The 25,980-nt window shown below is 67.1% G+C and carries 22 protein-coding genes and 1 pseudogene; 16 read left to right on the forward strand and 7 right to left on the reverse strand.

The window, feature by feature from the left end:
- Positions 1-237: 237 nt before the first annotated feature.
- Together ACN8ZM_RS17285 and ACN8ZM_RS17290 are read left to right on the forward strand one after the other, a co-directional pair.
- Positions 238-1,833, forward strand: a complete 1,596-nt coding sequence (locus ACN8ZM_RS17285) for a S53 family peptidase (RefSeq protein ID WP_420211845.1) — start codon at positions 238-240, stop codon at positions 1,831-1,833.
- A gap of 75 nt (positions 1,834-1,908) precedes the next feature.
- Complete coding sequence (locus tag ACN8ZM_RS17290; RefSeq protein ID WP_043180808.1) at positions 1,909-3,585, forward strand: S10 family peptidase; 1,677 nt, start codon at positions 1,909-1,911, stop codon at positions 3,583-3,585.
- A gap of 75 nt (positions 3,586-3,660) precedes the next feature.
- On the opposite strand, the gene nadE is transcribed toward ACN8ZM_RS17290, so the two are convergent.
- The 3 genes from nadE to ACN8ZM_RS17305 form a co-directional block, all read right to left on the reverse strand.
- Positions 3,661-4,515: an ammonia-dependent NAD(+) synthetase gene (gene nadE, locus ACN8ZM_RS17295; RefSeq protein ID WP_420211846.1), complete on the reverse strand. Its 855-nt coding sequence runs from the start codon at positions 4,513-4,515 to the stop codon at positions 3,661-3,663.
- A gap of 210 nt (positions 4,516-4,725) precedes the next feature.
- The gene (locus ACN8ZM_RS17300; protein WP_420211847.1) at positions 4,726-5,595 is read right to left on the reverse strand and encodes a DMT family transporter; all 870 of its coding nucleotides are present in this window, start codon (positions 5,593-5,595) and stop codon (positions 4,726-4,728) included.
- Between the two features lie 184 nt (positions 5,596-5,779).
- Entirely contained in the window at positions 5,780-5,965 is a 186-nt protein-coding gene (locus ACN8ZM_RS17305; protein ID WP_006480515.1) for a hypothetical protein, read from the reverse strand.
- Positions 5,966-6,173: 208 nt separating this feature from the next.
- Between ACN8ZM_RS17305 and ACN8ZM_RS17310 the strand changes: the two genes are divergently transcribed.
- Together ACN8ZM_RS17310 and ACN8ZM_RS17315 are read left to right on the forward strand one after the other, a co-directional pair.
- Positions 6,174-6,932, forward strand: a complete 759-nt coding sequence (locus ACN8ZM_RS17310) for a DeoR/GlpR family DNA-binding transcription regulator (protein WP_089451863.1) — start codon at positions 6,174-6,176, stop codon at positions 6,930-6,932.
- 105 nt (positions 6,933-7,037) lie between these two features.
- Positions 7,038-8,831 (forward strand): phospholipase D-like domain-containing protein, encoded by a 1,794-nt coding sequence (locus ACN8ZM_RS17315; RefSeq protein ID WP_420211848.1) that lies wholly within the window; start codon positions 7,038-7,040, stop codon positions 8,829-8,831.
- Positions 8,832-8,907: 76 nt separating this feature from the next.
- Here the strand turns inward: ACN8ZM_RS17315 and ACN8ZM_RS17320 are convergent, their stop codons facing one another.
- From ACN8ZM_RS17320 to ACN8ZM_RS17330, 3 genes are all read right to left on the reverse strand, one after another.
- Positions 8,908-9,582, reverse strand: coding sequence for a TetR family transcriptional regulator (locus tag ACN8ZM_RS17320; protein WP_043180797.1), 675 nt, complete (start codon positions 9,580-9,582; stop codon positions 8,908-8,910).
- Positions 9,583-9,698: 116 nt separating this feature from the next.
- Positions 9,699-10,967 (reverse strand): NAD(P)/FAD-dependent oxidoreductase, encoded by a 1,269-nt coding sequence (locus tag ACN8ZM_RS17325; protein WP_420211849.1) that lies wholly within the window; start codon positions 10,965-10,967, stop codon positions 9,699-9,701.
- Between the two features lie 137 nt (positions 10,968-11,104).
- Positions 11,105-12,697 (reverse strand): amino acid permease, encoded by a 1,593-nt coding sequence (locus ACN8ZM_RS17330; RefSeq protein WP_043180792.1) that lies wholly within the window; start codon positions 12,695-12,697, stop codon positions 11,105-11,107.
- Between the two features lie 645 nt (positions 12,698-13,342).
- Here ACN8ZM_RS17330 and ACN8ZM_RS17335 point away from each other — a divergent pair.
- The 4 genes from ACN8ZM_RS17335 to ACN8ZM_RS17350 all read left to right on the forward strand — a co-directional run bounded on the left by ACN8ZM_RS17335 (position 13,343) and on the right by ACN8ZM_RS17350 (position 16,405).
- Positions 13,343-14,854: an aldehyde dehydrogenase family protein gene (locus ACN8ZM_RS17335; RefSeq protein ID WP_043180790.1), complete on the forward strand. Its 1,512-nt coding sequence runs from the start codon at positions 13,343-13,345 to the stop codon at positions 14,852-14,854.
- Positions 14,855-15,120: 266 nt separating this feature from the next.
- Complete coding sequence (locus ACN8ZM_RS17340; RefSeq protein ID WP_420211850.1) at positions 15,121-15,525, forward strand: hypothetical protein; 405 nt, start codon at positions 15,121-15,123, stop codon at positions 15,523-15,525.
- Positions 15,526-15,560: 35 nt separating this feature from the next.
- Positions 15,561-15,968, forward strand: coding sequence for a VOC family protein (locus ACN8ZM_RS17345; protein WP_420211851.1), 408 nt, complete (start codon positions 15,561-15,563; stop codon positions 15,966-15,968).
- A gap of 23 nt (positions 15,969-15,991) precedes the next feature.
- Complete coding sequence (locus ACN8ZM_RS17350) at positions 15,992-16,405, forward strand: hypothetical protein (RefSeq protein ID WP_420211852.1); 414 nt, start codon at positions 15,992-15,994, stop codon at positions 16,403-16,405.
- A gap of 28 nt (positions 16,406-16,433) precedes the next feature.
- Here ACN8ZM_RS17350 and ACN8ZM_RS17355 read toward each other — a convergent pair whose 3' ends face one another.
- Positions 16,434-18,878 (reverse strand): DUF3772 domain-containing protein, encoded by a 2,445-nt coding sequence (locus tag ACN8ZM_RS17355; RefSeq protein ID WP_420211853.1) that lies wholly within the window; start codon positions 18,876-18,878, stop codon positions 16,434-16,436.
- Positions 18,879-18,968: 90 nt separating this feature from the next.
- On the opposite strand from ACN8ZM_RS17355, the gene ACN8ZM_RS17360 reads away from it, so the two are divergent.
- The 8 genes and pseudogenes from ACN8ZM_RS17360 (at position 18,969) to ACN8ZM_RS17395 (ending at position 25,805) form a co-directional block, all read left to right on the forward strand.
- Positions 18,969-19,559, forward strand: a complete 591-nt coding sequence (locus ACN8ZM_RS17360; protein ID WP_420211854.1) for a hypothetical protein — start codon at positions 18,969-18,971, stop codon at positions 19,557-19,559.
- Positions 19,559-19,942, forward strand: coding sequence for a DUF2750 domain-containing protein (locus ACN8ZM_RS17365; protein WP_420211855.1), 384 nt, complete (start codon positions 19,559-19,561; stop codon positions 19,940-19,942). Before ACN8ZM_RS17360 ends, ACN8ZM_RS17365 begins: the two co-directional genes overlap by 1 nt.
- A 49-nt stretch (positions 19,943-19,991) precedes the next feature.
- A complete protein-coding gene (locus ACN8ZM_RS17370; RefSeq protein ID WP_089451873.1) occupies positions 19,992-20,381 on the forward strand; it encodes a hypothetical protein in 390 nt (129 codons plus the stop codon).
- A 107-nt stretch (positions 20,382-20,488) separates the two neighbouring features.
- A complete protein-coding gene (locus ACN8ZM_RS17375) occupies positions 20,489-21,064 on the forward strand; it encodes an imm11 family protein (RefSeq protein WP_420211856.1) in 576 nt (191 codons plus the stop codon).
- 79 nt (positions 21,065-21,143) lie between these two features.
- Positions 21,144-21,770, forward strand: a complete 627-nt coding sequence (locus tag ACN8ZM_RS17380; RefSeq protein ID WP_420211857.1) for a hypothetical protein — start codon at positions 21,144-21,146, stop codon at positions 21,768-21,770.
- A 166-nt stretch (positions 21,771-21,936) separates the two neighbouring features.
- Entirely contained in the window at positions 21,937-23,364 is a 1,428-nt protein-coding gene (locus ACN8ZM_RS17385; RefSeq protein ID WP_420211858.1) for an MFS transporter, read from the forward strand.
- Positions 23,365-23,795: 431 nt separating this feature from the next.
- Positions 23,796-25,126: pseudogene (locus ACN8ZM_RS17390) on the forward strand (hypothetical protein).
- Between the two features lie 232 nt (positions 25,127-25,358).
- Positions 25,359-25,805, forward strand: coding sequence for a hypothetical protein (locus tag ACN8ZM_RS17395; protein WP_420211859.1), 447 nt, complete (start codon positions 25,359-25,361; stop codon positions 25,803-25,805).
- Positions 25,806-25,980: the final 175 nt, after the last annotated feature.

The following is a 25,980-nucleotide window of genomic DNA, read 5'->3' on the forward strand; positions in this document are numbered from 1 at the left end:
GCGTCGCGCCGGCGCAGGTCGCGCGGCGCGTCGCCGCACCGGATGCAGGCCGTGCGCAACGCCGGCCCGCGCGTGCGCCCCGTCGCAGAAGGGCGTGCGCGCAAATCGTCTGACTGTTCTAAACTCCCTGTTACTTCGCGCTGCGCGAACCCGACCGACCGAACGGAACCGTCTCCCGCCGGCCCTGTCCGATTTCCTGGCTGTTCCGTGCAACGCGGTACCAAGGAGGGTCTGAACATGGCAAGGCATCTTCACGCCGACCGTGAACCCCGAATCGTCGCCGAGTCCAAGTGCCTCGGCCCGTGCGATCCGGCAGAACGCATCCACGTCACGATCATGTTGCGGCGGCAGGAAGAAGGGCAACTCGATACGCTGCTTCACCAGCTCGCCACCGGCGACGCGCAAGCGAAACCGGTGTCGCGCGCAACCTTCGCGCAACGCTTTTCCGCCAATCCCGACGACATTCGCAAGGCCGAGGACTTCGCTCGTCGTCACCAGCTGACGGTCGATCGCGTCGATCCGGTCGAAAGCGTCGTCGTGCTGTCCGGCACGATCCAGCAGTTCGAAGCCGCGTTCGGCGTCAAGCTCGAGCGCTTCGAGCATCAGTCGATCGGCCAGTATCGCGGCCGCTCCGGCCCGATCGCGCTGCCCGACGATCTCGGCGACGCCGTCACGGCCGTGCTCGGCCTCGACAGCCGCCCGCAGGCGCGACCGCATTTCCGGTTGCGTCCGCCGTTCAAGCCCGCGCGCGGCGGCGCGGCGGGCGTCACATTCACCCCGATCCAGCTGGCGTCGCTGTACGGCTTTCCGGCCGGCGACGGCGCCGGGCAATGTATCGCGATCATCGAGCTCGGCGGCGGCTACCGCGCGGCCGACATCCAGCAGTATTTCCGCGGGCTCGGCATCACGACGCCGCCGACGCTCGTCGACGTGAACGTCGGCACCGGCCGCAACACGCCGACCGGCGACCCGAGCGGCCCGGACGGCGAAGTCGCGCTCGACATCGAAATCGCCGGTGCGATCGCGCCGGCCGCGAAGATCGCCGTCTACTTCGCGGCGAACAGCGACGCGGGCTTCATCCAGGCCGTCAACGCGGCCGTCAGCGATACGACCAACAAGCCATCGGTGATCTCGATCAGCTGGGGTGGCCCGGAGGCGATCTGGCAGACGCAGTCCGCGCAGGCGTTCAACCGTGTGCTGCAGGCGGCGGCCGCGCAGGGCATCACGGTGTGCGCGGCATCCGGCGACAGCGGCTCGGGCGACGGGCTGCAGGACGGCGCCGATCATGTCGACTTCCCCGCATCGAGCCCGTACGTGCTCGGCTGCGGCGGCACGCAGCTCGACGCGCTGCCCGGGCAGGGCATCCGCAGCGAGGTCACGTGGAACGACGAGGCGGCCGGCGGCGGCGCGGGCGGGGGCGGCGTCAGCACGCTGTTCGATCTGCCGGCGTGGCAACAGGGGCTGAACGTCACGCGCGCCGACGGCAGCAGCACACCGCTCGCGAAGCGCGGCGTGCCGGACGTCGCCGGCGATGCGTCGCCGCAAACAGGCTACGAAGTGTCGATCGCGGGCACGGCCACGGTGATGGGCGGCACGAGCGCGGTCGCACCACTGTGGGCCGCGCTGATCGCACGGATCAATGCGGTGGCGAGCGGTGCGACTGCCGGCTGGGTCAACCCGGTGCTCTACAAGAATCCGGGCGCGCTGCGCGACATCACGCAGGGCTCGAACGGTACGTATGCGGCTGCGCAGGGCTGGGATGCGTGCACGGGCCTCGGCAGCCCGAACGGTGCGCAGCTCGCCGCGATCCTGACGCGCAAGCCGTCGAGCTGACGGCCGCGGGTCACGTCTTTCCGTATGGCGCGGGCGGCCTGCCCGCGCCTTTTTCTCACCTCCAGGAGCAGCACGATGGGCATCGATTCCGCATCTTCCGGCGGCGTGTATCCGCTGCATCACGGCGACCACAATTCGCAAGGCGTGCCGCCGACCGTCAACCCGGTCGCGCTCAGCCTCGGCCGCGACCAGCCGTTCTTCGATCCGGTCGCGTACGGCAACGGCCCCGACGACTCGGTGACCGACACGACCGAGGCGGCCGCGATCACGCATCACACGATCCTGATCGATGGGAAGCGCATCGCCTACACGGCGACGGCCGGCCATCTCGTGACGGTCGACCCGAGCAGTTCGCAGCCCGCCGCGAAGCTCTTCTACGTCGCGTTCACGGCCGACGGCGCAAAGGAAGAAACGCGGCCCGTGACGTTCTTCTATAACGGCGGGCCGGGCTCGTCGTCGGTGTTCGTGCTGTTGGGCTCGTTCGCGCCGAAGCGCATCAAGACGTCGATGCCGGGGTTCACGCCGCCCGCGCCGTACCAGATGGAAGACAACCCGGACAGCATGATCGACCACAGCGACCTGGTGTTCATCAACCCGGTCGGCACCGGCTATTCGGCGGCCGTCGCGCCGAACAAGAACCGCAACTTCTGGGGCGTCGACCAGGACGCGGATTCGCTGAAGCAGTTCATCAAGCGCTACCTGACGAAGAACAACCGCTGGAATTCGCCGAAGTACCTGTTCGGCGAATCGTACGGCACCGCGCGCAGCTGCGTGCTCGCGTACAAGCTGCACGAGGACGGCGTCGACCTGAACGGCGTCACGCTGCAATCGTCGATCCTCGACTACCGGCAGGCCGGCAACCCGGTCGGCGCGCTGCCGACCGCGGCGGCCGACGCGTGGTATCACAAGAAACTCGGCGTCACGCCGGCGCCGACCGATCTCGGCGCGTTCGTCGAGGAAGTCGCGCAGTTCTCGCGCACCGACTACCTGAACGCGCTGCGCACGGTCCCGCATGCGGACCCGGCCGCCGTGCAGAAGCTGTCGCAATACACGGGCATCGATACCGCGACGCTGCAATCGTGGAGTCTCAACATCGCCGGCTACGACACGCGCGGCAATTCGCTGTTCCTGACGACGCTGCTGCATGCGCAGGGGCTCGCGCTCGGCTCGTACGACGGCCGCGTGACCGGAATCTCGTCGGGCATCGCCGGCAAGATCGACCCGAACTCGGGCGGCAACGATCCGACGATGACGGCCGTGACGGGCGTCTATACGGCGATGTGGAACAGCTACCTGAACGAGCAGCTGAAGTTCACGTCGAATTCCGCGTTCACCGACCTGAACGACCAGGCGTTCCAGAACTGGGATTTCAGCCACATCGACCCGACCGGCGCGCAGCAGGGCATCGATGCGCAGGGGAACGTGATCCTCTATACGGCCGGCGATCTCGCCGCGGTGATGGCGCTGAACGTCGACCTGAAGGTGCTGTCGGCGAACGGCTTCTACGATTTCGTCACGCCGTTCTACCAGACCGTGATCGACCTGCAGCAGATGCCGCTCGAGGATCAGAAGGTGCGGCAGAACCTGTCCGCGCGTTTCTATCCGTCGGGGCACATGGTGTATCTCGACGGCGGCTCGCGTACCGCGCTCAAGCGCGATCTCGCGACGATGTACGACGCGACGGTCAGCGATACGGGTGCGCGGATGCGGATACGCGCACTGCAGGCGTCGAAGACGGGCGGGCACGCGTAGCGGTGCCCGTCGGGAGGATGCCGCGCGCAGCCGTAACGGTGCGCGCGGCGGTATGGTCCGGCCGGGGCGGCCGGCTTATGCCTGTGCGGTCGGCCAGTCGGACATCGTGTACGGCAGCGCGCGCTTGTGGCGCGAAGCGTCGTAGAAGCGCAGCACCGTTTCGTACACGTGGTCGCTGACGGGCTTGCCTTCGAGGAAATCGTCGATCTCGTCGTAGCTCACGCCGTACGCGTGCTCGTCGGGGCGCAGCGGGCGCAGTTCCTCGAGGTCGGCCGTCGGCACCTTCATCACGATCAGTTCCTCGCCGCCGAGCGCACGGGCCACCGCGCGCACGCGACGCTTGTTCAGCCCCGCGAGCGGCAGGATGTCCGCGCCGCCGTCACCGAACTTCGTAAAGAAACCCATCAGCGACTCGGCCGCGTGATCGGTGCCGATCACGATGCCGCGCTGCGCACCGGCCACCGCGTACTGCGCGATCATGCGCTCGCGCGCCTTGATGTTGCCGTGCACGAAGTCCTGCTGCGCCGGCGTGTCGAACACATGGCCGGATGCGGCCAGCGCGCCGAGCATCGCGTCGGCGGCGGGCTTCACGTTGACGGTCAGTTCCTCGTCCGCGCGAATGAACGCGAGCGCGCGCTGTGCATCGGCTTCGTCGTTCTGCACGCCGTTCGGCAAACGCATCGCAATGAAGCGGGCATCGTAGCCGTCGGCGCGCAGGCGCTCGACCGACAGTTGCGCGAGCCGGCCGGCCGTCGACGAATCGACGCCACCGCTGATGCCGAGCACGTAAGTCCGCAGGCCGGTCGAACGCAGGTATTGCGCGAGGAACTCGACGCGGCGGGCGATCTCGGCCTCGGCGTCGAAGTGCGGGGCGACGTTCAGTTCGGCAATGATCGCGCGTTGGCGGCTGGCGTAATCGGCGGATGTCATGAAGGGAGTTCCGGAACGAAATCAAGGCGCCCATCATAAGCGCAATCGCGGCGCTGCGCCGCGCCGGGCGTGCGATCCGGCGATTTCGCGTTGCTTCGGCGAGACGGGCTGCCTCGCCGTGGTGCACGGTGCGCCGGGCGGGTGCAGGATGCCGCGCGTGGGGCATCCTGGCGCACGGTTCCGATGCGGGTACCGGCCCCGTGGCGCGCGTCAGCGCCGCGCGAGCACGACGCCCACCAGCGCGAGCGCGAAGCCGGCAAGCTGGATCGCGGCGAGCGTTTCGCCGAACAGCCAGTAGCCCTGCAGCGCGGCCAGCGGCGGCGCGAGGAACAGCAGCGATGTCGCGCGCGCGGCGTTGCCGCGCCGCAGCATCCACATCAGCATCGAGATTGCGGCGCCGGACAGGAACACGACACCCCACACGAGCGACACCCACAGCGTCGGCGCGCCGATCCAGCGCGTCTCGTGCAGCAGCGCGACGAAGATCGCCGCGACGATGGCCGCACCGAAGTTCTGGATGGCAACGGCCGTGCGCAGGTCGCTCTGCGCGAGCTTGCCTTTCTGGTACAGCGAGCCGGCGGTGATCGAGCCGACCGCGAGCACCGAGACGGCGACGACCAGCCATGCAGGTGCGGCGCCCGGCGGCGGCGCGACGCCGCCCATGACCTTCGGCGCAAGCACGAGTGCGACGCCGGCGAGCCCGAGCGCCATCCCGAACCAGCCGCGCGCGGGCAGGCGCTCGTTGAACAGCGGGACGGCGAGCACGGCGGTGGCGAGCGGCTGCAGCGCGCCGAGCAGCGCCATGACGCCCGCGTTCAGCCCTCGCGCGACGGCCCAGTAGCTCGCGCCGAGATAGACGCCCTGCAGCAGCGCGCCCGCGATCAGGTGACGCGGCCATTCGCGCCGGGCCGGCCACGGCGCGCGCGTGACGAGCGCCACCGCGCCGAACAGCGTGGCCGTGCCCGCGAAACGCGCGAGCAGGAACAGGTTGGGATCGGCGTAGGGCTTGATTGCCCGCGCAACGATGAAGCCGGTGGACCAGAGTGCGACGAAGGCGGCGGCGACGATCGAGGTCAGCATGCGTGGCGGGCCGCGAGGCGGCCGGACAGAATCGTAAAGCCAGCCAGTATCGGGGGAAGCGATTCCGGCGTCTTGTCGAATCCTGCACTCATGCTGCGTGCCGCGCATGCGGCCGTCGGGCCGGGCGGGGCAGGGGAGGGGCGCCGCCCCGCAGGCGGAGCGGGCGAGCGTGAAGCCGCGAGGGTCAGTCGATCGAGAAGGTGTCGAGCGGCTGGTTGGCGCGAGCGTCGGTCGCGAAGCGCGCGGCGAGCTGTTCGTACAGCCGGCGAGCCTCATCGAGCGTCAGATCGATCCAGTACGGATCGCCGGCCGCGTCGTTGAGTCGTTCGGGCGGAAACTGGATTTCGATCACACTGCCTTTGCGATACATGGCGCGAGCCCCTTTGCTTGGTCTGTCGTTCGGCGAAGCGCAAAGTGTAGCAACCGGCGCCGCGCCGATTCGCGCGCGTCAGGCAATACAGAATTTCGCTTTCGGGAAACTCGGCCGGCCCGGTTTCGCGGCGCAGTCAAATGCCGGTCAAACGGCCGTAATACAATGGTCGGCTTACCCATTACCAGTCGCCTCGGGCGCATACGCGATGCTGGCGGAACAACGTCATCAATTCATCCTGTCGGAGCTCGGACGGTCGGGCGCATTGTCGGTTGCGGAACTCGTCCGCTCGCTCGACGTGTCGCGCGAGACCGTGCGGCGCGACCTGAACGCACTGGCCGCACGCGGCCTGCTCGTGATGACGCACGGCGGCGCGCTGGCGGCCGATCGCCGCGAGCCGAGCCTGTCCGAGCGCGAAGCCGCGAACGCCGAAGCGAAACGCACGATCGGGCGGCGCGCGGCCGAATTCGTGCCCGACGATGCGTCGGTGCTGATCGATTCGGGCAGCACGCCGCATGCGGTTGCGCTCGCGCTCGCCGACCGGCACCGGCTGTCGATCTACACGAACGACTGGCGCACCGCGTTCGTGCTCGCCCGGCGCAACGGCAACCGCGTGACGCTGCTCGGCGGCGAGTTGTCCGACGACGAGGACGCCACCTTCGGGTTCGACACGATCCAGCAGCTTGCGCAGTACCACGTCGATTTCGCGTTCGTCGGCGCCGGCGGCATCACGCCCGACGGCGAATGCACCGACTACTCGCGGCTCGCGGCCGAGGTGCGCAGCCGGATGATCGCGGCGGCCGGCACCGCGATGATCGTCGCCGACCATTCGAAATTCGGCCGCGTGACGCCCGTGCGGATCAACGGCACGGCCGCCGCCCGCTATCTCGTGACCGAACGCGCGCCCGACAAGGCCGTGCGCCGTGCGCTGACCGCGCGCGGGATCGAGCTGCTCGTGTGCGACTGACGCGCGTCCGACATACAAGGTTCATCGAATCGTCATCCTGCGGGAAGACGCGCCGTCAAGACTGACCCATTCATCTCGACCGGCCGCAAGGCCAGGGAGCAACGAATGACCGTCAGCGTGCGCAGCTATCTTTCCCCTACCCTGGTCCTGCTGGCCTTCGATTGGCCCGATGCGGCGTCGCGGTCCGATTTCCTCGGCTTCGCGATCCGGCGCACGCCGGGCTTCTGGTCGGCCGACGGCAAGACGCGCGCGCCGGACAGCTGGCTGCCGAACCGCCTGACCTTCGACGGCCCGGCCGCGCACACGCAGGGCGACGCGCCGACCGACCAGGCGCCGATCCAGAAATTCATGTGGTGGGATGCGCGCATCGATCCGCAGGACCGCGGCGCGTCGTTCCGCTATGACGTGTATCCGGTCGTCGGCACGCCGGCGAACCTGCAGGTGCTCGACGCGCAAGCCGGCGTGTGCGACGTGGTGCTGCCCGCGCACATCGAGGATGGCATCGGCACGTGGTTCAATCGCGCGGTGGTCAGCTCGCAGGCGTTCGCGAAGCAGGTCGCGGCGCTGGGCCTCGCGCCGAACGCGGCGCCGAGCGACGCGCAGGCGCTGAAGCTGCGCACGTGGCTCGCGAACGACATGGAGCAGGTGTTCGCGGAGATGCTCGACCCCGCGTCGCGCGCGGCGTCGGCGGTCTATCACCTGACCGACACGCTGTGGGCGCTGCCCGCGTTCGAAGCGTTCGGACGTCAGCACGGCGAAGCGTCGCTCGCGATCGTCTACGACGCGCACACGACGGCGCGCAAGGGCAAGCCGCCGCTGCCGTCGCCGAACCAGCCGGCCGTCGACGCGCTGCAGGGTCTCGCGACGCTCGCGCCGCGCGACAAGACGCACATCATGCACGACAAGTTCATCGTGACCGATGCGTCGTCGAACCCGGTGCCCGCGCGCGTGCTGACCGGCTCCGCGAACTTCACGACCGAGGGACTCACGGAGCAGGCGAACGTGCTGCACGCGTTCGATTCGCCCGCGCTTGCCGCGCTGTACAACGATCGCGCGCATGCGCTGGCCGGGAATCCGTCGATCGCGGAGACGGCGAAGCTGTCGCCGGGCTGGTCGGAACCGATGACGATCGGCAGTGCGCAGGTGCGTGTCGCGTTTTCGCCGGAGCCGGCGGGGCAGCGCACCGAGATCGACACGATCGTCGCCGCGATCGCGGCCGCGAAGCATTCGGTGTCGTTCTGCCTGTTCATGCCGACCGACGCGGCGCTGCGCGACGCGTGCTTCGCGGCCGGCGACCGCGGGCTGATGATGTTCGGGCTGGTGAACAAGATCAACGTCGGCAGCGCGACGAAGGCCGATGCCGAGCAGCAGGCCGGCCAGACGCTCGATGCGGCGACGCTCGCGAACCTCGAGCTGTACCACCGCAGTCGCGACAACCACGACGTGATCGATGCCGCGTATTTCTCGCCGGCTACCGTGCCGCAGGGTTTCGAGCCCGAATTGCGCCTGTTCCCGGGGGAACCGGCGCCGGCCTTTCCGCCCGTCGTGATCCACCACAAGTTCATCGTGATCGATGCCGAAGGCGCGAATCCGGTCGTCTATACGGGCTCGGCGAACATGAGCCGCAACTCCGAGCAGTTCAACGACGAGAACCTGCTCGAGATCCGCGACCCGCGGATCGCGGCGATCTATCTCGCGGAATTCCTGCGGCTTTACGAGCACTACCGCGCGCGGGCGCTGTCGATCAACGCGAAGCAGCACGGCACGGACGCCGGCACGGGCGCGCATGCGCGGCTCGCGCTTGCGCCCGATTCGAGCTGGGCGAAGAAGTATTACGTGGCGGGAAGCCCGGAAGCGAAGGCGCGGATCGCACTGGCGTCGACCGCGCCGACGGACTGACGCACGGGAGAACGACGGGCGCGGATGTCGCGCGCCCGAGGTGTGGCTGGCAGGGGGAAGCGACTAGCGCCGCCGCTTATGCGGCGACGTAGCGCAGCACGGCGTCGGCGATCGTGTCGCGATGCCGCGCGCGCAGGCGCGGCGCCGACGGATCGCGGCCGAACGCGGCGCCGAACGTGTAGCGGTTCGACACGCGGTGGAAGCAGAACGAACTGATCAGCAGGTGCAGGTCGAACGCGTCGATGTCCGTGCGGAACGCGCCGCTCGCCGCGCCGCGCTCGACCAGTTCCTCGAGCGTCTTGATGATGCTGACGTTGCGGTTCTTGAACGACTTGAGCTGTTCGAGATACTTCGCGCCGTGGATGTTCTCGATCGACACGAGGCGGACGAAGTCGCGATGCTTGTCGTGATAGTCGAACGTGAATTCGACGAGGCGGCGCATGCCCTCGCGCGGTTCCATGTCGCCGACGTGCAGCTCCTGCTCGAGCGCGCGGATGTCGCCGTACACCTTCTCCAGCACGGCCTCGTACAAGCCTTCCTTGCTTTCGAAGTAGTAGTAGAGCATCCGCTTCGTCGTGTTCGTGCGCTCGGCGATGGCATCGACGCGCGCGCCGGCGAGGCCCATCGCGGAGAATTCCTGCGTGGCGACGTCGAGGATGTTGCGCTTGGTTTGCTCGGGATCGTATTTGCGCCGCGCATCGGACGGAAGCGCGCGGGGGGCGGACGTGGCGGCCTTGCTTCCTGCTTTCATGTGACTTTATTGTGGCTTCGGCGGCTTGGAAAAGCCATTCTAGCATGTGGGAAATCCCCGCCCGGCCGACCTCGCGCTCTAATCGGCAGGGCGGTTCCGGCCGCCGTGGCCGCCGCTCAGCGGCGGCAGGACGCGAGCGCGTCGCGGGCCTGGTATGCGCTGTACGTGAGCTGCGCGGCGGCGAGGCCGGCCAGCCCGAACGTGCGCGTGAGGCCGAATGCGTTGAAGCCTTCCGGCACCGGCCGGCCTTCGGCCAGCGCGGCCGCGAGCGCTTCGCCGGCGACCGTGGTCGGCGCCATCCCGTGGCCGCCGAACGCGATCGCGTGCCACACGCCGTCCGCGTCGCGGCCGATCTGCGGCATCTTGTGCCGCGCGTAGCTCATCAACCCGCCCCACGCGTAGTCGACCTTCACGCCTTCCAGTTGCGGATATACGCGCAGCAGGTCGCGCCGCAGCAGGCGCGCGATCGCGTCGGGGCCGCGGTCGAGCACGGAGATCCGGCCGCCCCACAGGATGCGCGTGTCCTTCAGCGGGCGGTAATAGTCGAATGCGAAACGCGTGTCGTAGATCGCGTACGGTGCGTCGATCGCGTCCGGCAGGCGCTCGCCGAGCGGCTCGGTCGCGATCACGTAGGTCGCGATCGGCAGCACCGCGCGCTCGATACGCGGCGACACGCCGCGCGCGTAGCCGCCGCCGGCGAACACGACATCCTTCGCGCGCACCGTGCCCTGCGCGGTGCGCACGACGTACCCGGCGCCTTCGCGCGCGATGCCGAGCGCGGCCGAACGTTCGTAGATGCGCGCGCCGCCGCGCGCGGCAGCGGCCGCGACGCCGAGCACGTACTTGAGCGGGTGGAAGTGGAAGGCGTTCGGCTCGAACAGGCCGCCGTAATAGCGCTGCGACTTCAGCCGCTCGCGCAGCGCGTTCGTCGAGACGGGCTCCCAGTCGACGCCGAGTTCGTTCTTCATCAGCGTGCGCACGCCGTCGAGCCGGGAAGGATCGTCGAACCAGTTGGCGAGCATCACGCCCTGGTCGACGATGTCGCAGTCGATGCCGTAGCGCGCGATCCGCGCGCGGATCAGGTCGACCGCGTCGACGGTGAGCCGGTACAGCCGGCGCCCTTCGTCGCGGCCGAGCGTGCGCAGCAGGTCCGCGTTGTCGAGGCTGTAGCCGCCGAACACGAAGCCGCCGTTACGGCCGGACGCGCCGAAGCCGACCCGTTCGCCGTCGAGCACGACCACGTCGCGCATGCCGCGCTCGACGAGGCCGAGTGCCGTGCACAGGCCGGCGAGCCCGCCGCCGACGACGCACACCTGCGTGTCGATCGGGCCGGTCAGTTGCGGATAGGGCTGGCGGGTAACGGTGGCTTCGTAGAAGTTCTGCATGTGATTCGGTGACTCGTAAACGGCGAAAAAAACGGACGGCGCGTCGATCTTGCCTGAACGCGCGCGCCGCGTCGAATGGAGGTTGTCAGGACGAACCGGCGGCGCTGTTCAGTCGGCCGCCGGCTCGCTGTGTTTCGTCACGCGCCCGACGTCGGGTTCGCGGGGCGGGCGATGTAGCCCGGTTGCTCGGCATGGGCCTGCGCCTCGGCGGCCTCGGCCGCTGCGGCCTTCGCGTTGCGTTCGATCCACGGCGCGATCTCCATGTCCTCGTAGCGGACCAGCCGGCATTTGCGCACGAGCGCGTAGCCGAGCCAGATGACGAAGAAGAACGGCACGCCGATGTAGGTCGCGGTGACGCCGGCCCAGTCGATCTTGTCGCCGAGGAACGCCTGGTAGTCCTGGCCCAGCGCGATGACCGCGCACAGCACGAACGCGAAGATCGGCCCGAACGGGAACCACTTCGACCGGTACGGCAGCTGGTCGAGCGAGTAGCCCTGCTTCAGCAGGCCCTTGCGGAAACGGTAGTGGCTGATCGCGATGCCGAGCCACGTGATGAAGCCGGCCATGCCCGACGTGTTCAGCAGCCACAGGTACACGGTCTTGTCGCCGTACAGCGACGTGAGGAAGCAGAGCGCACCGATGGCCGTCGTCGCATACAGCGCATTGCGCGGGACGCCGCCGCGCGACAGCTTCGCGAAGATCTTCGGCGCGCGGCCTTCGACGGCGAGGTTGTAGAGCATCCGCGTGGACGCGTACATGCCCGAGTTGCCGGCCGACAGCACGGCCGTCAGGATCACCGCGTTCATCACGCCGGCCGCGACTGCGAGGCCTGCGTGGCGGAACACCAGCGTGAACGGGCTCACGCCGATGTCGGTCACGTCGCTTTTCAGCAGGCTCGGGTCGGTATAGGGAATCAGCACGCCGATCACGAAGATCGCGAGCACGTAGAACAGCAGGATGCGCCAGAAGATCTGGCTCACCGCGCGCGGGATCGTCTTGCGCGGGTTTTCCGATTCGCCGGCCGCGACGCCGATCATTTCCGTACCCTGGAACGAGAAGCCGGCGATCATCGCGACGCCCATCAGCGCCGGCAAGCCACCCGCGAACGGCGCGTCGCCGATCGTGAAGTTGGTCCAGCCCGCGCTCGGGCCGCCCTTCAGAATGCCGAAGATCATCATCAGGCCGACGCCGAGGAACGCGACCACCGTCAGCACCTTGATCAGCGCGAACCAGTATTCGGCCTCACCGAAGCCGCGCACCGACAGCGCGTTGAGCGCGAAGATCAGGGTCAGGAAGAGCGCGCTCCACCAGACGCCCGGCACGTGCGGAAACCAGTAGTTCATCACGAGCTGCGCGGCGACGAGTTCGACCGCGAGCGTGACGGCCCAGCTGTACCAGTAGTTCCAGCCGATCGCGAAGCCGAAGCCTTCGTCGACGAACTTCGAGCCGTAAGTGGCGAACGAGCCCGACACGGGCATGAACGCCGCCATTTCGCCGAGGCTCGTCATCAGGAAGTAGACCATCAGGCCGATCAGCATGTACGCGACGATCGCGCCGCCGGGGCCGGCCTGCGAGATCGATGCGCCGGACGCGACGAACAGGCCCGTGCCGATCGAGCCGCCGATCGCGATCATCCGCAGATGGCGCGCCTGCAGGCTGCGGTGGAGGGACGGCTTCGCGGGGCGCGAGCCGGACGAGTCGGGGGAATCGGGGCGAGCATCAGAATGCATGGGCGAGGGCTGGGCGCTGTCTCCGGATTGTTTTTTGGCTACGAAGCGCAACTCGTCGCCGGCCGCCGGCCGGACGGCGGCGGTGCCGTGCGGGCCGGGTTCGGGGGAACCGGGCCGCGTTGCGCGTCGCGTTCGTCTGTCGTCCGGCCGCATTCGGGCGGCCGTCGGCGCGCCGGGTGCGGTGCACCTCGACGCGCCCCGATTGTGTGGGGCCGTGGCGCGGGCGGCAAACGATATTTCCGAACAGGGTGATGCAACTTTGTCATCAACTCGCAAGCTGACCGACGCGGCTGCCGGGGCGCGCCGATGGCCTGCGGGTCAAGCTTGAGACATGTATCAGCGCGGCCGGGGGCGAGGGGGATCTGTCTCGCCGGGGTATTGCGTTTTCGGAATGAAGTCGTGAGTTAATATCAATAGCGGCCCGACTTGTGGCCGCCGACAATGTCATTCATGGATCGTGCCTTGCGAGGCGGGTGCGCGCCGTCCGGCCGGGTTTCCGGCGGCGGCGCAGCGCGATGCGCCGGACGGCGCACCGGGCCCGCCGCGCGGCGCATCCGCTTGCACAGGGCGCGCGAACGCGCTCCAATCGAATCACGCGGGCGGCGCTGCCGCCGCACCGATTAATCTGTCCCTGAAGAGGAAGTGATGCAATTCAACGACATTCTTGCTGCGCTCGATATCGATCTCGCCCAGTGGAAAGGCAATGCACTGACCGCGCGTTCGCCGCTCGACGGCGCGACGCTCGCGACGCTGGCTGTCGATACGCCGGCCGACGCAGAGCGCAAGATCGACGCTGCGCACGACGCATTCCTCAAGTGGCGCACGGTGCCGGCGCCGGTGCGCGGCGAGTTCGTGCGCGTGTTCGGCAACGTGCTCCGTGAGCACAAGGCCGAACTGGGCCGTCTCGTCACGCTCGAAGCCGGCAAGATCACGTCGGAAGGGCTCGGCGAAGTGCAGGAAATGATCGACATCTGCGATTTCGCGGTCGGCCTGTCGCGCCAGCTGTACGGCCTGACGATCGCGTCCGAGCGCCCGGGCCACCGGATGATGGAAACGTGGCACCCGATCGGCGTGTGCGGCGTGATCTCGGCGTTCAACTTCCCGGTCGCCGTGTGGGCCTGGAACGCGGCGCTCGCGTTCGTGTGCGGCGATTCGGTCGTGTGGAAGCCGTCCGAAAAGACGCCGCTCACCGCGATCGCGTGCCACGTGCTGCTCGAGAAGGCGATTCGCGAGTTCGAGAAGACGCATCCGGGCGTCGCGCCGAAGGGCCTGAGCCAGCTGGTGCTCGGCATGCGCGATGTCGGCGAGGTGCTGACGGCGTCGAAGAAGGTGCCGGTCGTCAGCGCGACGGGCAGCGTGCGGATGGGCCAGGAAGTCGCGAAGGTGCTGAGCCAGCGTCTCGCGCGCGGCATCCTCGAACTCGGCGGCAACAACGGGATGATCGTCGCGCCGAGCGCGGATCTGGATCTCGTGGTGCGCGCGGTCACGTTCGCGGCGGTCGGTACGGCCGGCCAGCGCTGCACGACGCTGCGTCGCCTGATCGTGCACCGCAGCCTGGTCGAACAGCTGCTGCCGCGCATCGAGAAGGCCTACACGTCGGTGAAGGTCGGCAACCCGCTTGAAGAAGGCACGCTGGTCGGCCCGCTGGTCGATCGCGCGTCGTTCGACGCGATGCAGAAGGCGCTGGGCGATGCACGCGAGCAGGGCGGCGAGGTGAAGGGCGGCGAGCGCGTCGACGTCGGTCACGCGGATGCGTACTACGTGCGTCCGGCCATCGTGCGGATGCCGAAGCAATCGGCGGTGGTCGAGCGCGAAACGTTCGCACCGATCCTGTACGTGATGGTCTATGACAACTTCGACGACGCGATCGAACTGCACAACGCGGTGCCGCAAGGCCTGTCGTCGGCGATCTTCACGAACGACATGCGCGAGGCCGAGCAGTTCATGTCGGCAGCGGGCAGCGACTGCGGGATCGTCAACGTGAACATCGGCACGAGCGGCGCGGAAATCGGCGGCGCGTTCGGCGGCGAGAAGGAAACGGGCGGCGGCCGCGAGTCGGGTTCGGATGCGTGGAAGGCTTACATGCGCCGCGCGACGAACACGATCAACTACAGCCGTCAGCTGCCGCTGGCACAGGGCGTGAAGTTCGACGTTTGATGCGGCGCGCCGGTTTCGGCGCTGCGTGTGAGTAGAAAGGGCCGGCTGCCGCGTTGCGGTGCCGGCCCTTGGTGTTTTGGGGCGGCGCAATGCGGTATCGTGCGCGTTGGCGCCGATCGGGGTGATGGGCGCGGGGGATTGGATGACAGGCCGGGAACGCGCGCGGGCGACACGTCGACAGATGCGCTTCCCGGCGAACGGATCGACCGGCGCTGGCTGACGGTATCGGGATCGTGAACGGAAACGAGCTTTTCGCGAGACTGGCGATGTGGTCGCCGGTCGACCTGCAGGTCTATGCGTCTGCGTGTTTGCGTCGCTATTGCGACGCAAACGGGGTTTCGCACGCGGCCATCGATGCCCTCCTCGCGCATCTCGATGCCATCGCGGTCGCCCGGAGCCTGCCCGAGTGGGCGAGCCAGGGAGCCTTGCTCGAACTGAACGGCAGAGGCGATCCGGTGCCGCCAGGCGTCGAATCGGCACTGCCGGACGGCGAGTTGCCAAGGTTCATGGCGTTGGTCGAAGCCGTCGTCGAAGTCGGGATCGTCGATCTGTACGGCGCGAGAACCGATCGGCCGCTGGCTTTTCTTCGCGAGACGATCGCCGTCCTGGAGCAGCGCGGGATTCCGTTGCCGCCATTGACGAAGGTGTCGGGTCGATCGGCATCGGGTTGAATACCGCGAAACCAACTGCAAGCAAGCGAGACGAGATGGGCGACATCAAGAGCAAGGTCAGGTTTGTCATTCCGGTGAAGCCGAAGGGCATCCGGGCCATGGTGGACTTCTATGGGCGTGGCCTGGGCTTTCAGGTCGTAGACGACCACGAAGTCTTGTTCGGGGGCGACGCCGGAGCCGGCCTGTTCGTCTATCGGGAGAAGCGCGATCCGGTCAGCGGCATCTCGATCCTGCAGATCTGGGTCGAAAAGGACTTTGGTGTCTTTTGCCGGCATCTGAAGGAGATCGGTGCGACGTTCACGGAGATCGCGCGCATGCGGGCCGGCTACGCAGCGCACGTCCTGGATCCCAGCGGAAACCTGATCACGATCCGGTGCGATGAGGATGACGTGCAGAACGACGAGATCGTCTATGGCTGGCCGGAGACGGTCACGATCGACTGACCGGATCGAGACGGGGAAGATGAATGGATACGCTCGCCGACCTGATACGGGATGAATCGCTCTTTCAAGCGGATTGCATTGCGTTCAGCCGGACACGCGTGATCGGCTACACGATAGCCGGTTCGCGGCTGGATCTGGATGAGGCAATCGAGATCGACCCATCGGAGGTCACCGATGCGTTCGAGCGATTTTCGATCGAGATCGACGGGGCGACCTATGCGGGCGGCGAGGGTGCGTCGCACGGGTCGTACGGCTTCTTTTACAAGCGGACGGGACACCGCGTCGACTGGGTCGTGATGTCGACGACGTCGGATCCGTTCGTCGCCGCCCGGCGCGCGGGCGGCGCCATCGCATTCATGACGCAGGCCGGACATGAATGGGTGGTGTCCGGGGACGATGTCGCGAACCTGCGCATCGACCGCGGACAGCTTGCCTAGCGCGAACGCGCGCGGCGCGGAACGTGCATCACGGCTCCACCACCGGCATGTTCTGCACGACCAGCATCTGCGGGCTCGACAGCGTGATCCCCGCTGCGCGCAACTGCTTCAGGATCTCGAACAGCAGATCGCTCTTCGTCGAACCGGCGATCCGCGGGCTCGACACGTAACCCGTCACGCTCAGCGTGATGCCGTCCGGGGTGAGCTGGCTGAACGTGACCGACGGCGCCGGCTTCTCGAGAATCGCGTCATGCGAGCGATACGCATCGAGCAGCAGGTCGCGCACCTGCTCGGGATCGGTGTTCAGCGGGAACGTCAGCACCAGCGTCGCGACGCCCTGCGTGCTGTTGCCCATCGTCACGTTGCGCAGGTTCTGCGAGATCAGTTGCGAGTTCGGCACGATCACGGTCGAGCGGTCGCTGAGCTGGATTTCGGTCGCACGCACGTTGATGCGGCGGATATCGCCTTCGACGCCCGAGATGCTGATCATGTCGCCCACCTTCACCGGGCGCTCGGTCAGCAGGATCAGCCCCGACACGAAATTCTTCACGATCTCCTGCAGGCCGAAACCGATACCCACCGACAACGCACTGACGATCCACGCGAGGTTGTTCCACCTGACGCCGAGCAGCCCGAGCGTCATCAGCACGAGCAGCACATAGCCGACGTTGGTGAACAGCGTGATCAGCGACACGCGCATCCCCGTATCCATGCCGAGCGCGGGCATGAACTCGCTGTCGAGCCAGCGGCGCAGCGAGCGCAGCAGGTAGAAGCCGATCGCGAACCCGATCACGGCGTTCATGATCCGGTCGGGCATGATGTTCAGGCTCTGCAGCCGCTGGCTGCCGATCATCGCGACCGCGCTGTCGAGCAGGTCGCCCGGCGTCGTGCCGAACCCGCCCGTCAGCAGCGCGATGGCAGCGATCAGCATCAGCAGGCTGGTGCTGAAACCCGACAGGACCGTGCGGGCCTGGTCGAGGTGCCGGTCTTCGAGTGCGAACAGGTGCTTGATCTGCTGGCCCGTCGACAGGCTCGACGAGAACAGGCTTTCGCTCGCGTCGCGCATCAACTGGATCAGGATATAGGTGGCGCCCAGCACGATCTCGAACCACACGAGCTCGTAGGTAATGAAGCGCGCGACCGTGATGTAGCCGATCAGGAGCGCGATCAGCGCCGCGACGATGGCCAGCGTGACGGCGGCATGGATCAGCCCGGCGAGCGTCGAGCGCTGCTCGGGCGCTTCGCCGGCGGCCGCGAGCGCGCTGCGCGCGCGGTTCGAGCGCAGCAGCGACGCGCCGACCGTCAGCGCGACGACGAGCGACACGATACCGCGGCCGAACAGCGTGACCGACAGGCTGGTGTCGACGATCCGGTTGATCGATTCGAGCGTGCCGGACATCAGCAGCAGCGCGGCCAGGATGCCCGGGAAGGGCTTCATCGCGCGAGCGACGGGATCGGCGAGCGCGGGCAGGCGCCACGACGGATGCTTCGTGCAGAGCAGCGCACGGCCGAGCCCCGCGATCAGCGCACAGGTCGCGGCAAGTTTCGCGAACTGGTCCCACAGATCGGTCAGGCCTGGCGTGAGTTCGTAATGGCGCGCCACGGCGAGGTAGAAGATCTGAACGGCAATGGCGGTGGCCAGCAGGGTCGACAGCGCGGTCGACAACGCCAGCGCGCTGCGGCGCAGGCGGGTGGCCGGCAGGCGGTTCACGCAGAACCAGGCGAGCCCGCGCTCGATGAGCCGGCGGCCGCCGAGCCATGCCGCGAACGCGGCAATCAGCAGCAGCGTGGTGATCGTCTTTTGTCCGGGCACCCACGACGAGCGCAGCATGTCGAGCATTTCTTCGTCGAAGTCCCCGAGCCGCTGGGCGTCGTCCGGCGAAACATGGAACAGCGGCAGCCAGAACTGCGCGCTGAAAATGCCGCCCGAACGGAACGCGAGCTGGTTCTTCAGCAGGCCGCGGTGCAGCTTCGCGAACTGTTCGTTCAGGTTCGTGAGGTTGGTCTTCTGGTCGGCGGTCTGCTTCAGCGCCGCATCGAGTTGCAGCTTGCGCGCGTTCAGCGTTGCCCGCTGCTTCGCGACGGCCGGCGTTTCCGGCGCGGCGCCCTCGGCAGGCGGGGGGCCGAGCACGTCGAGTTGCGCCTGGACCTGCGCGCGTTGCGGAACGAGATCGCTCTGCAGCTTCTCGACGTCGGTGCTCAGCTCCTGCGCCGCGTCGCCGAGCGCGTCCAGCTCCTTGCTGCTCGATGCGGTCGAGGTCTGCTGCTTGATGCGGTCCTGCTCGGCCTGCATCTGCTTGAGCTGCGCGATGGCGTCGCTCAACGAGATGGCCGGGACGGGGGCGCCGACGCCGCTCGCCATCGGGGCCGAGGCGGCCCCGGGAAACGCCGACGCGGTCGCGATCGCCGCGAACTGCAGCAGCGCGATCAGCGCGATCCGGCGCGTGTAGAGGGATAGTCGTTGTATGGACATGGAATGCTTACGATTGGCCGACAATGCCGGTCGCCGAAAGGCGCCCGGAAGCCGGTGGTTGGCCCGGTAGCATGTTACCGGGGCGCGGAGGTGAACGACTCCCGAATGTGCATCTGTGGTGTCGCGGTGGCCGAAAAGGGGGACACACGGCGGGATGGGCTGTTTGCACCGTTTTACGGCGGGTGTGTCGACCGAATTGCGCCGGAACGGGTGCATTTTTGGCCGCGGGCGATGGCCGGCGGCGGGACAGACGGTTACGAAATTTACATAAAGCCGGCGCGCGGTCGAACCGGACAAACGGGGCATGAGTCGCTGCCAGATGCAGGGGAACGGGTGGCCGGACATTGTCCGGCCGTCCGGTCGTCGTACAATCCCGCGAGTCACCGGCAGGTCGTCCGGAGCACGAGACGCGGCACATTCGCCGAGCGTCGAAACACGAACAACGAAAAGCATCCTGAGAGCGTGGCAGATCAAACCCTTCCTTCGAGCGCGGCGGATGAGTCGACACCGCCGTGGCCGTCCGATGCGGATCCGGCCGATGTCGTGCCGTTCGGCGAAGGTTTCAGTGCGCGCGGCGACGTTAACGTCAGCCGGCCGGTGCCGGTGGCTAACGCGATTCCGCACCCGGGCAAGCTCGCGGCCGATGTCCGTCAGACCCGACGTCGAGACGGAGGCGAGTGATGGCGCTTCATCCACAGAAGATCGAAAGCGTTCTGCGGCTCGATGCTCAGGCACGGCTCGATTACTTCATTCGCAAGATTGCCGACTCGGAAGTCGTCTGGGGCCTGTTCGATACGGGGTGGGCGACCGCAACCGCAGAGGGCCGCATGGCGATTCCGTTTTGGCCCGAGCAGGACTTCGCGGCGCTATGTGCCGATGACGCATGGACGGGCTTTCATGCGGAAGCGATTCCGCTCGACGCGTTCTTGTCGCGCTGGCTGCCCGGAATGGAGAAAGATCAAAGGCTATGCGCGGTTTTTCCGGCGCCGGCAGACAACGGGCAGCTTGTATTGCCGCGGGATCTGCTGGCGTCGATCCGGTTGGAGCTGACGCAATATGAGTGAAGCGAAACGCGTTCGCTTCGGGACTCGAATCAGGTTGAGGGTGTGATGCATGGGCTATTCCATCAATAAAAGCGATGTCATTCCGTATCCCCCGGACGCGCTGGGCAACTTCTTTTGCTATGCGTACGAGTGGGTGGATAACCTGAATTTCTGTCGCCCTGCCAGCGAATTCCTGAGCGATCCGGCGCCGTATGAACAACTCGCACGCGAGCGGTTCCTTCAGGAAGGCTGGAGGGGAGATGGCCGTATCGAGCTGATGTGGCTTCCTCCGTTTGTATTGGGCGGAATGCTTGCCAACGGAGCGGACGAGTACCTGGCGATCGCCGGCAAATTGTGGACGTATGGTCTGGCTCTCTGGCACGTCAAGCAGGACGCGGATGGCACGTCGTTCATCCTGTCGCCGGTAGCGCTGAATATGACTGGCTTCGGTATCGATTGAATCGGGGCGCTTGCACGAAGCATTTTGCTTTGCTGGAGAAAAGCGAGCAGGGATGCCCGGTCGGCGCATGCACTGGATCGATCCGCATGAAACGGATACGGTGAAAGATGACGAAAATCTGGACCACGGAGGCGGACTATCCGGAAAGCCGGATGGCACGCTACGACGACGCAAAAAACGGCGTGGATCGTTTCGAGTGGCAGGCGGGAAAGCGCGTCGCAACGCCAGCCCCTTTATCGTTCGAGCTACCACGAAGCGGGTGGTCAAAGATCGGGGATTACGGCGTCATCTGGTCGGACATCCTGATTCCGCTCGTCAGTGAGGCGGTGCGTGTTGCGATCGAGGCGCTGGTGAACGACGACGATGTTCAGTTCATCCCGGCCGTCATCGGCTCGAGCGGCGGCGCTATCGATGGCGCGTACTTTCTGCTCAACCCGCTGCGGAAAGTCGATGCGGTCGATCACGATGCTTCCGAGCCGATCATGGTGAAAATCCACGGGTTTCCTGACGCCAAGGTCGGCTTCAAAAAGATGGTCCTGCGCCCCGATTTCCCGGCCATCGGAATCGGTCGGCAATCCGATTCCCCGACCTACATTGTCGTCGGGGATCAACTGGCCGATGCCGTCCTGCGCGCCGCGAAGAAAGGCGTCCGGTTCACGCCGGGTGTCCCGCCGGCCGGTTGAGGCCAGATCAAGCAAGCGTGTTGTCGGCGATACCGGAGATCGGCAACACCCGAGTGTGCCAAGCAAGGGGCGATCCATCGTGAAGTATTACGTTCTGTCTCAACGTTCAGCGCCAGGCTGCCCGGCCGGCATGCTCAATGGGGCGTTGTATGACCGGTACTATCCGGATGCCAAGCGCGTCGAAGTGGGATATTTCCCGTGGTATGCCAATCCGTCGCGCAGGAAGGCACACGAACCGTTTCCCGACGGTGTGGTTTTCATCACCGAAGAGGCTCGGTGCGATTTTGACGTTCGCAGCGACTTGGGTTTCTATTACCTGATCAGTGAGAGATTCGGGGCTGTCCTCTCCGCGCTGAGCGTCCCGATGGTTGATGTCGCGCCGGTCGAGATTCTGTCTTTGGCGGGAGAGCGGGTTTCCGGAAGGGACTATTGCGTGTCGATCTTCCCGAGCTTTCAATCCGAAGAGGTGGATGGCGGCGAGTCGGCGTTTGTGATCGGAAAGTTCGGCGGCATCGAGAGAATCAGAAAGCTGGTTGTTTCCGGCGATTTTTCATGCCCGGTCTTCAAGCTGGTCGGCATGGTTGGAAGCAGCAATTCGCTGATCTGCTCCGGGGATTTTCGCGACGAGGCTATCAGGCGTGGCATCGAGGGCGTCGAATTTCTGGACGTGGAAAGCGTCGATTGGCCTGCCGTGAAGCCCGTATGACGTTGTGCTCCATTCGCCAGTGAGGGCGGCCCGGCTGGATCACAGCCGCTCCCGTGTGTCAGTCGACTGATGTGTTCCGCCGCTCGCCTCGCTAAAATGCGCGAAGCCGCTCGCCAGCACCGCTCTGGTAGCGCCAGGACAATCAAGCATCCGGAGACTTGCCACCATGGCATCCACCCAGCCCGACCCGCTCGCCGCAGCGGGCGCCGCCCGCCCCGCGGCGATCGACCCCGGCTCCATCTCGGCCCGCCTCGACCGCCTGCCGCCTACACGAACCGTCTGGAAGCTCGTCGTCCTGCTGAGCCTCGGCTTCTTCTTCGAGCTTTACGACCTGCTCTATAGCGGCTACGTTGCGCCCGGCCTCGTGAAAAGCGGGATCCTGTCGGCGACGACGCACGGCCTGTTCGGCACCACGGGCGTCGCGAGCTTCATCGCCGCGCTGTTCTCCGGGCTCTTCATCGGCACGATCGCGTGCGGCTTCCTCGCCGACCGCTTCGGCCGCCGCGCGATCTTCACGTGGTCGCTGCTGTGGTACACGGCCGCCAACGTCGTGATGGCGTTCCAGGACACCGCCGCCGGGCTGAACTTCTGGCGCTTCGTCGTCGGTCTCGGCCTGGGCGTCGAGATGGTGACGATCGGCACGTACATCTCCGAGCTCGTCCCGAAGCAGATCCGCGGCCGCGCGTTCGCGTGCGAGCAGGCGGTCGGGTTCGTCGCGGTGCCGGTGGTCGCGTTCCTCGCGTACCTGCTCGTGCCGCATGCGCCGTTCGGCCTCGATGGCTGGCGCTGGGTCGTGCTGATCGGCGCGCACGGCGCGCTGTTCGTGTGGTGGATTCGCCGCGAACTGCCGGAAAGCCCGCGCTGGCTCGCGCAGCAGGGCCGGGTCGACGAAGCCGACCGCATCATGCGCGCGCTCGAGGCGAAGGTCGAAGCCGAATACGGGCGACCGCTGCCGCCGCCCGCGCCCGCCGAGCCCGTGCCGCCGCGCGGCAGCTTCCGCGACATGTGGGTGCAGCCGTATCGCAGCCGCACGATCATGATGACGATCTTCAACGTGTTCCAGACGGTCGGCTTCTACGGCTTCGCGAACTGGGTGCCGACGCTGCTGATCAAGCAGGGCATCACGATCACGTCGAGCCTGATGTATTCGAGCGTGATCGCGCTCGCCGCGCCGATCGGCCCGCTGATCGGCCTCGTGATCGCCGACCGCTTCGAGCGCAAGTCGGTGATCGTCGCGATGGCGGCGGCGATCGTCGTCTGCGGGCTGCTGTTCAGCCAGACGACGGTGGGTGCTTTCCTGATCGTGCTCGGCATCGGCCTCACGCTCGCCAGCAACATCATGTCGTACAGCTTCCACGCGTATCAGGCCGAGCTGTTCCCGACGTCGATCCGCGCACGGGCGGTCGGCTTCGTCTATTCGTGGAGCCGCTTCTCGGCGATCTTCTCGTCGTTCGTGATCGCGGCCGTGCTGAAGGGCTTCGGCACGTTCGGCGTGTTCGCGTTCATCGCGGGCGCGATGGTGATCGTGATGGCCGCGATCGGGCTCATGGGGCCGCGCACGAAGGGCATCGCGCTCGAAGCCATCTCGAAGTAGGCGGCGGTGGTGTACGCGTGTCGCACGGTTCGTGCGGCATGCGTGCGATGCGGTGGCGATTGCATCGTGCGTACGGCGTGTGCCGCGCATCGGGAATGATCTGGCATACGAATCGATTTGAAGATGCCACGCGCGTTGGCGAAGCACACGGCTACCTGTATCGATCTCGAATGCCCAACGAACAACATTGCCACGTAACGAACCAGCGGGCGGCAACGAGTTGAAACAAAGCGTGACGAAGCGCAAATCCACGGTCAAACCGCAATTGGCGTCGCTGCCGATTCTTGCGCGGACGCGTAAAATGAAGGGCCTGACGACTCATTAGCCGCCATCGGACCGCACGCGTTGCATCAGCGAACGGCTCCGCCGCGAAGAGGCGTCGGCGCCGGGCGCACACGGTGCGCCGGACGTGTCGATGGCTCGCGCGGAAGATGCGCCGCTCGCACAGCAGCATGCGGCGGCCGGATCGGCCGATGGCTTCGAACGTATGATGCCTTTCAGCTTCACGCGGCGATTTGCGAAGCCGCGTTGTCTTGCTCGTGTCGCCGCTGCGTGTATCTGGCTCGCGGCGGCGCTGCCGATCGCCGTGCTGGTCGAGCGGCCTGCCTTTGCAGCGTCCGACGCATCGTCGCCTGCCGCTACGTCATCCTCATCAATCGAGTCGCCCGCATCGGCGGCTTCCCGTGCGCATGCCGCTGCGTCGGCGCATGCATCGTCGGGAGCCGCGGCGGCGCAATCCGCGCCTGCCGCATCGCGTGCGCATCCTGCGCAACCTGCCACTCCAGCGTCGGGCGCATCGAGTGCATCGAGTGCATCGAGTGCATCGAGCGCATCGAGCGCATCGGCGGCCTCTGCCGCTTCCGCTGCTTCCGCCGCTTCCGCCGCGACACCTGCATCGGCCGCTTCCGCGACACCCGCCAGCGAGGTTGGGCCCCCCGCGCCGACACCGCCGCGCCGGCATCCGCCACTGTCGGCGGAGGCGGCGAAAAATGCGACGGCGCGTGCGGTCGACATGCGCAAGCGCTTCACGCAGGAAGTCACGCGGCGCCTGAACGTGCCGGCCAGCGAGCAGCGCGCCTACGGCGAGCGGCTCCAGAAGGCGCTCGCCGATGCGGATCTCGGCGATCTCGCGGGCGAATACATCGCGATGGTCGATCGCGCGCCGACCGTGCAGGCGCTGTTCATCTACTTCCGCGCGACGCCGGCCAACGCGTGGATGATGATCGGTGCATCGCCGGTCGGCACCGGGCTGCCGGGCAAGTACGACCATTTCCTGACACCGCTCGGCGTGTTCCATCACTCGCCGGACAACATGGATTTCCGCGCGGAAGGCACGACGAACGAGAACGGCATTCGCGGCTACGGCCGCCGCGACATGCGCATCTACGACTTCGGCTGGGTGGACGGCGAGCGCGGCTGGGGCAAGGGCGGCGTGTCGCCGATGCGCTTCCAGATGCATGCGACCGATCCCGATCGCCTCGAATCGCTGCTCGGCATCCGGCACTCGAAAGGGTGCGTGCGGATTCCTGCGTCGCTGAACACGTTCTTCGACCGGCACGGCCTGCTCGACGACGATTACCAGGCGCGCGTCGAGGCCGGCAAGTCGCTGTGGGTGCTGCGTCGCGATCGCGACATCACGCCGATCGCGGGCCGCTACCTGGTCGTGATCGACAGCGCCCGCAAGACCCGCCCGGGGTGGTCGCCGTTGCCGGGGCGCAAGGCATGGTCGAAGGTGCCGAAGGGCGGCGACACGGCGGACTGACGGCGCGGCGCAGCACGCAGCGGCTCCGCTTCGCCCGGGTGGACCCATCCGGCACGCGCCGCGCCACACCACACCTTCCCGTTTCCCCAGCCTGTCGCATGTGCCCGCGCCGGCTGGCGCACGTCGCCCGTGTTCGCTATATTGGCGTCCGGTGGCGATCGGTCGTGTCGCCGCCGCCGTGCGCCGTCGCGCCGGACATTCCCACAACAATTCGAAGAGAGAGGCTTCAGCCGTGCGTACCCCCTTGTTCTGTCTGCTGTTGCTCGCGTCGCTGTCCGTGCGGGCCGGCACTGGCTGCGATACCCTGCTCGGCGATTACGCGCCGGCGGCCGGCAAACCCGCGACGCTGCGCGTCGAGAAAGTGGGCGGCGAGATCGTGCTGCGCGTGCGCGACGCCGGCCAATGGAGTGTCGAAACGGCGCCGACGCACGAGGCCGAGCTGGAAACCGAGGGCCCGGACAAGGCGCCGCCGGGCGCCTGCGTGCTCGACGTGCCGGGCGGTGAGCTGATCAAGATGCCGATCGGCGCGCCCTATCAGGTCACGTCGATTACCGGCAGCAACTTCGAGACGAAGCATTCGAAGACGGGTGTCGTGATGCTGACGATGCAGGGCTTCCAGGTCAACGGGATCGAACTGTATCCGGTCGCGCGCAGCGGCGATTCGCCGCCGAGCCCGTGAAGGCGCTGGCGGGCCGGGAGACCGTCGATGCGGGCCCGTGCCCGGTAAGGGTGGTCGCGATACCGCGTGCGGCGAACTGATCGTGTACAGCTGGGACCGAGCGGAGGTGCCGGCCGGGCTGTTCTAGGCGATGCGGTAAAGTATCGCCCTCCCAGGAGGTACACGCTGAGAGAGC

The sequence above is a fragment of the Burkholderia aenigmatica genome (assembly GCF_048627025.1).
GTDB lineage: Bacteria > Pseudomonadota > Gammaproteobacteria > Burkholderiales > Burkholderiaceae > Burkholderia > Burkholderia aenigmatica.

Coding starts and splice junctions, on each gene's coding strand:
- ACN8ZM_RS17350 (WP_420211852.1), top strand. CDS start 15,992: ATGGATACGCTCGCCGACCTGATACGGGATGAATCGCTCTTTCAAGCG.
- ACN8ZM_RS17365 (WP_420211855.1), top strand. CDS start 19,559: ATGGCGCTTCATCCACAGAAGATCGAAAGCGTTCTGCGGCTCGATGCT.
- ACN8ZM_RS17305 (WP_006480515.1), bottom strand. CDS start 5,965: ATGTATCGCAAAGGCAGTGTGATCGAAATCCAGTTTCCGCCCGAACGA.
- ACN8ZM_RS17285 (WP_420211845.1), top strand. CDS start 238: ATGGCAAGGCATCTTCACGCCGACCGTGAACCCCGAATCGTCGCCGAG.
- ACN8ZM_RS17330 (WP_043180792.1), bottom strand. CDS start 12,697: ATGCATTCTGATGCTCGCCCCGATTCCCCCGACTCGTCCGGCTCGCGC.
- nadE (WP_420211846.1), bottom strand. CDS start 4,515: ATGACATCCGCCGATTACGCCAGCCGCCAACGCGCGATCATTGCCGAA.
- ACN8ZM_RS17300 (WP_420211847.1), bottom strand. CDS start 5,595: ATGCTGACCTCGATCGTCGCCGCCGCCTTCGTCGCACTCTGGTCCACC.
- ACN8ZM_RS17340 (WP_420211850.1), top strand. CDS start 15,121: ATGTGGTCGCCGGTCGACCTGCAGGTCTATGCGTCTGCGTGTTTGCGT.
- ACN8ZM_RS17370 (WP_089451873.1), top strand. CDS start 19,992: ATGGGCTATTCCATCAATAAAAGCGATGTCATTCCGTATCCCCCGGAC.
- ACN8ZM_RS17325 (WP_420211849.1), bottom strand. CDS start 10,967: ATGCAGAACTTCTACGAAGCCACCGTTACCCGCCAGCCCTATCCGCAA.
- ACN8ZM_RS17315 (WP_420211848.1), top strand. CDS start 7,038: ATGACCGTCAGCGTGCGCAGCTATCTTTCCCCTACCCTGGTCCTGCTG.
- ACN8ZM_RS17335 (WP_043180790.1), top strand. CDS start 13,343: ATGCAATTCAACGACATTCTTGCTGCGCTCGATATCGATCTCGCCCAG.
- ACN8ZM_RS17355 (WP_420211853.1), bottom strand. CDS start 18,878: ATGTCCATACAACGACTATCCCTCTACACGCGCCGGATCGCGCTGATC.
- ACN8ZM_RS17310 (WP_089451863.1), top strand. CDS start 6,174: ATGCTGGCGGAACAACGTCATCAATTCATCCTGTCGGAGCTCGGACGG.
- ACN8ZM_RS17375 (WP_420211856.1), top strand. CDS start 20,489: ATGACGAAAATCTGGACCACGGAGGCGGACTATCCGGAAAGCCGGATG.
- ACN8ZM_RS17320 (WP_043180797.1), bottom strand. CDS start 9,582: ATGAAAGCAGGAAGCAAGGCCGCCACGTCCGCCCCCCGCGCGCTTCCG.
- ACN8ZM_RS17290 (WP_043180808.1), top strand. CDS start 1,909: ATGGGCATCGATTCCGCATCTTCCGGCGGCGTGTATCCGCTGCATCAC.
- ACN8ZM_RS17345 (WP_420211851.1), top strand. CDS start 15,561: ATGGGCGACATCAAGAGCAAGGTCAGGTTTGTCATTCCGGTGAAGCCG.
- ACN8ZM_RS17385 (WP_420211858.1), top strand. CDS start 21,937: ATGGCATCCACCCAGCCCGACCCGCTCGCCGCAGCGGGCGCCGCCCGC.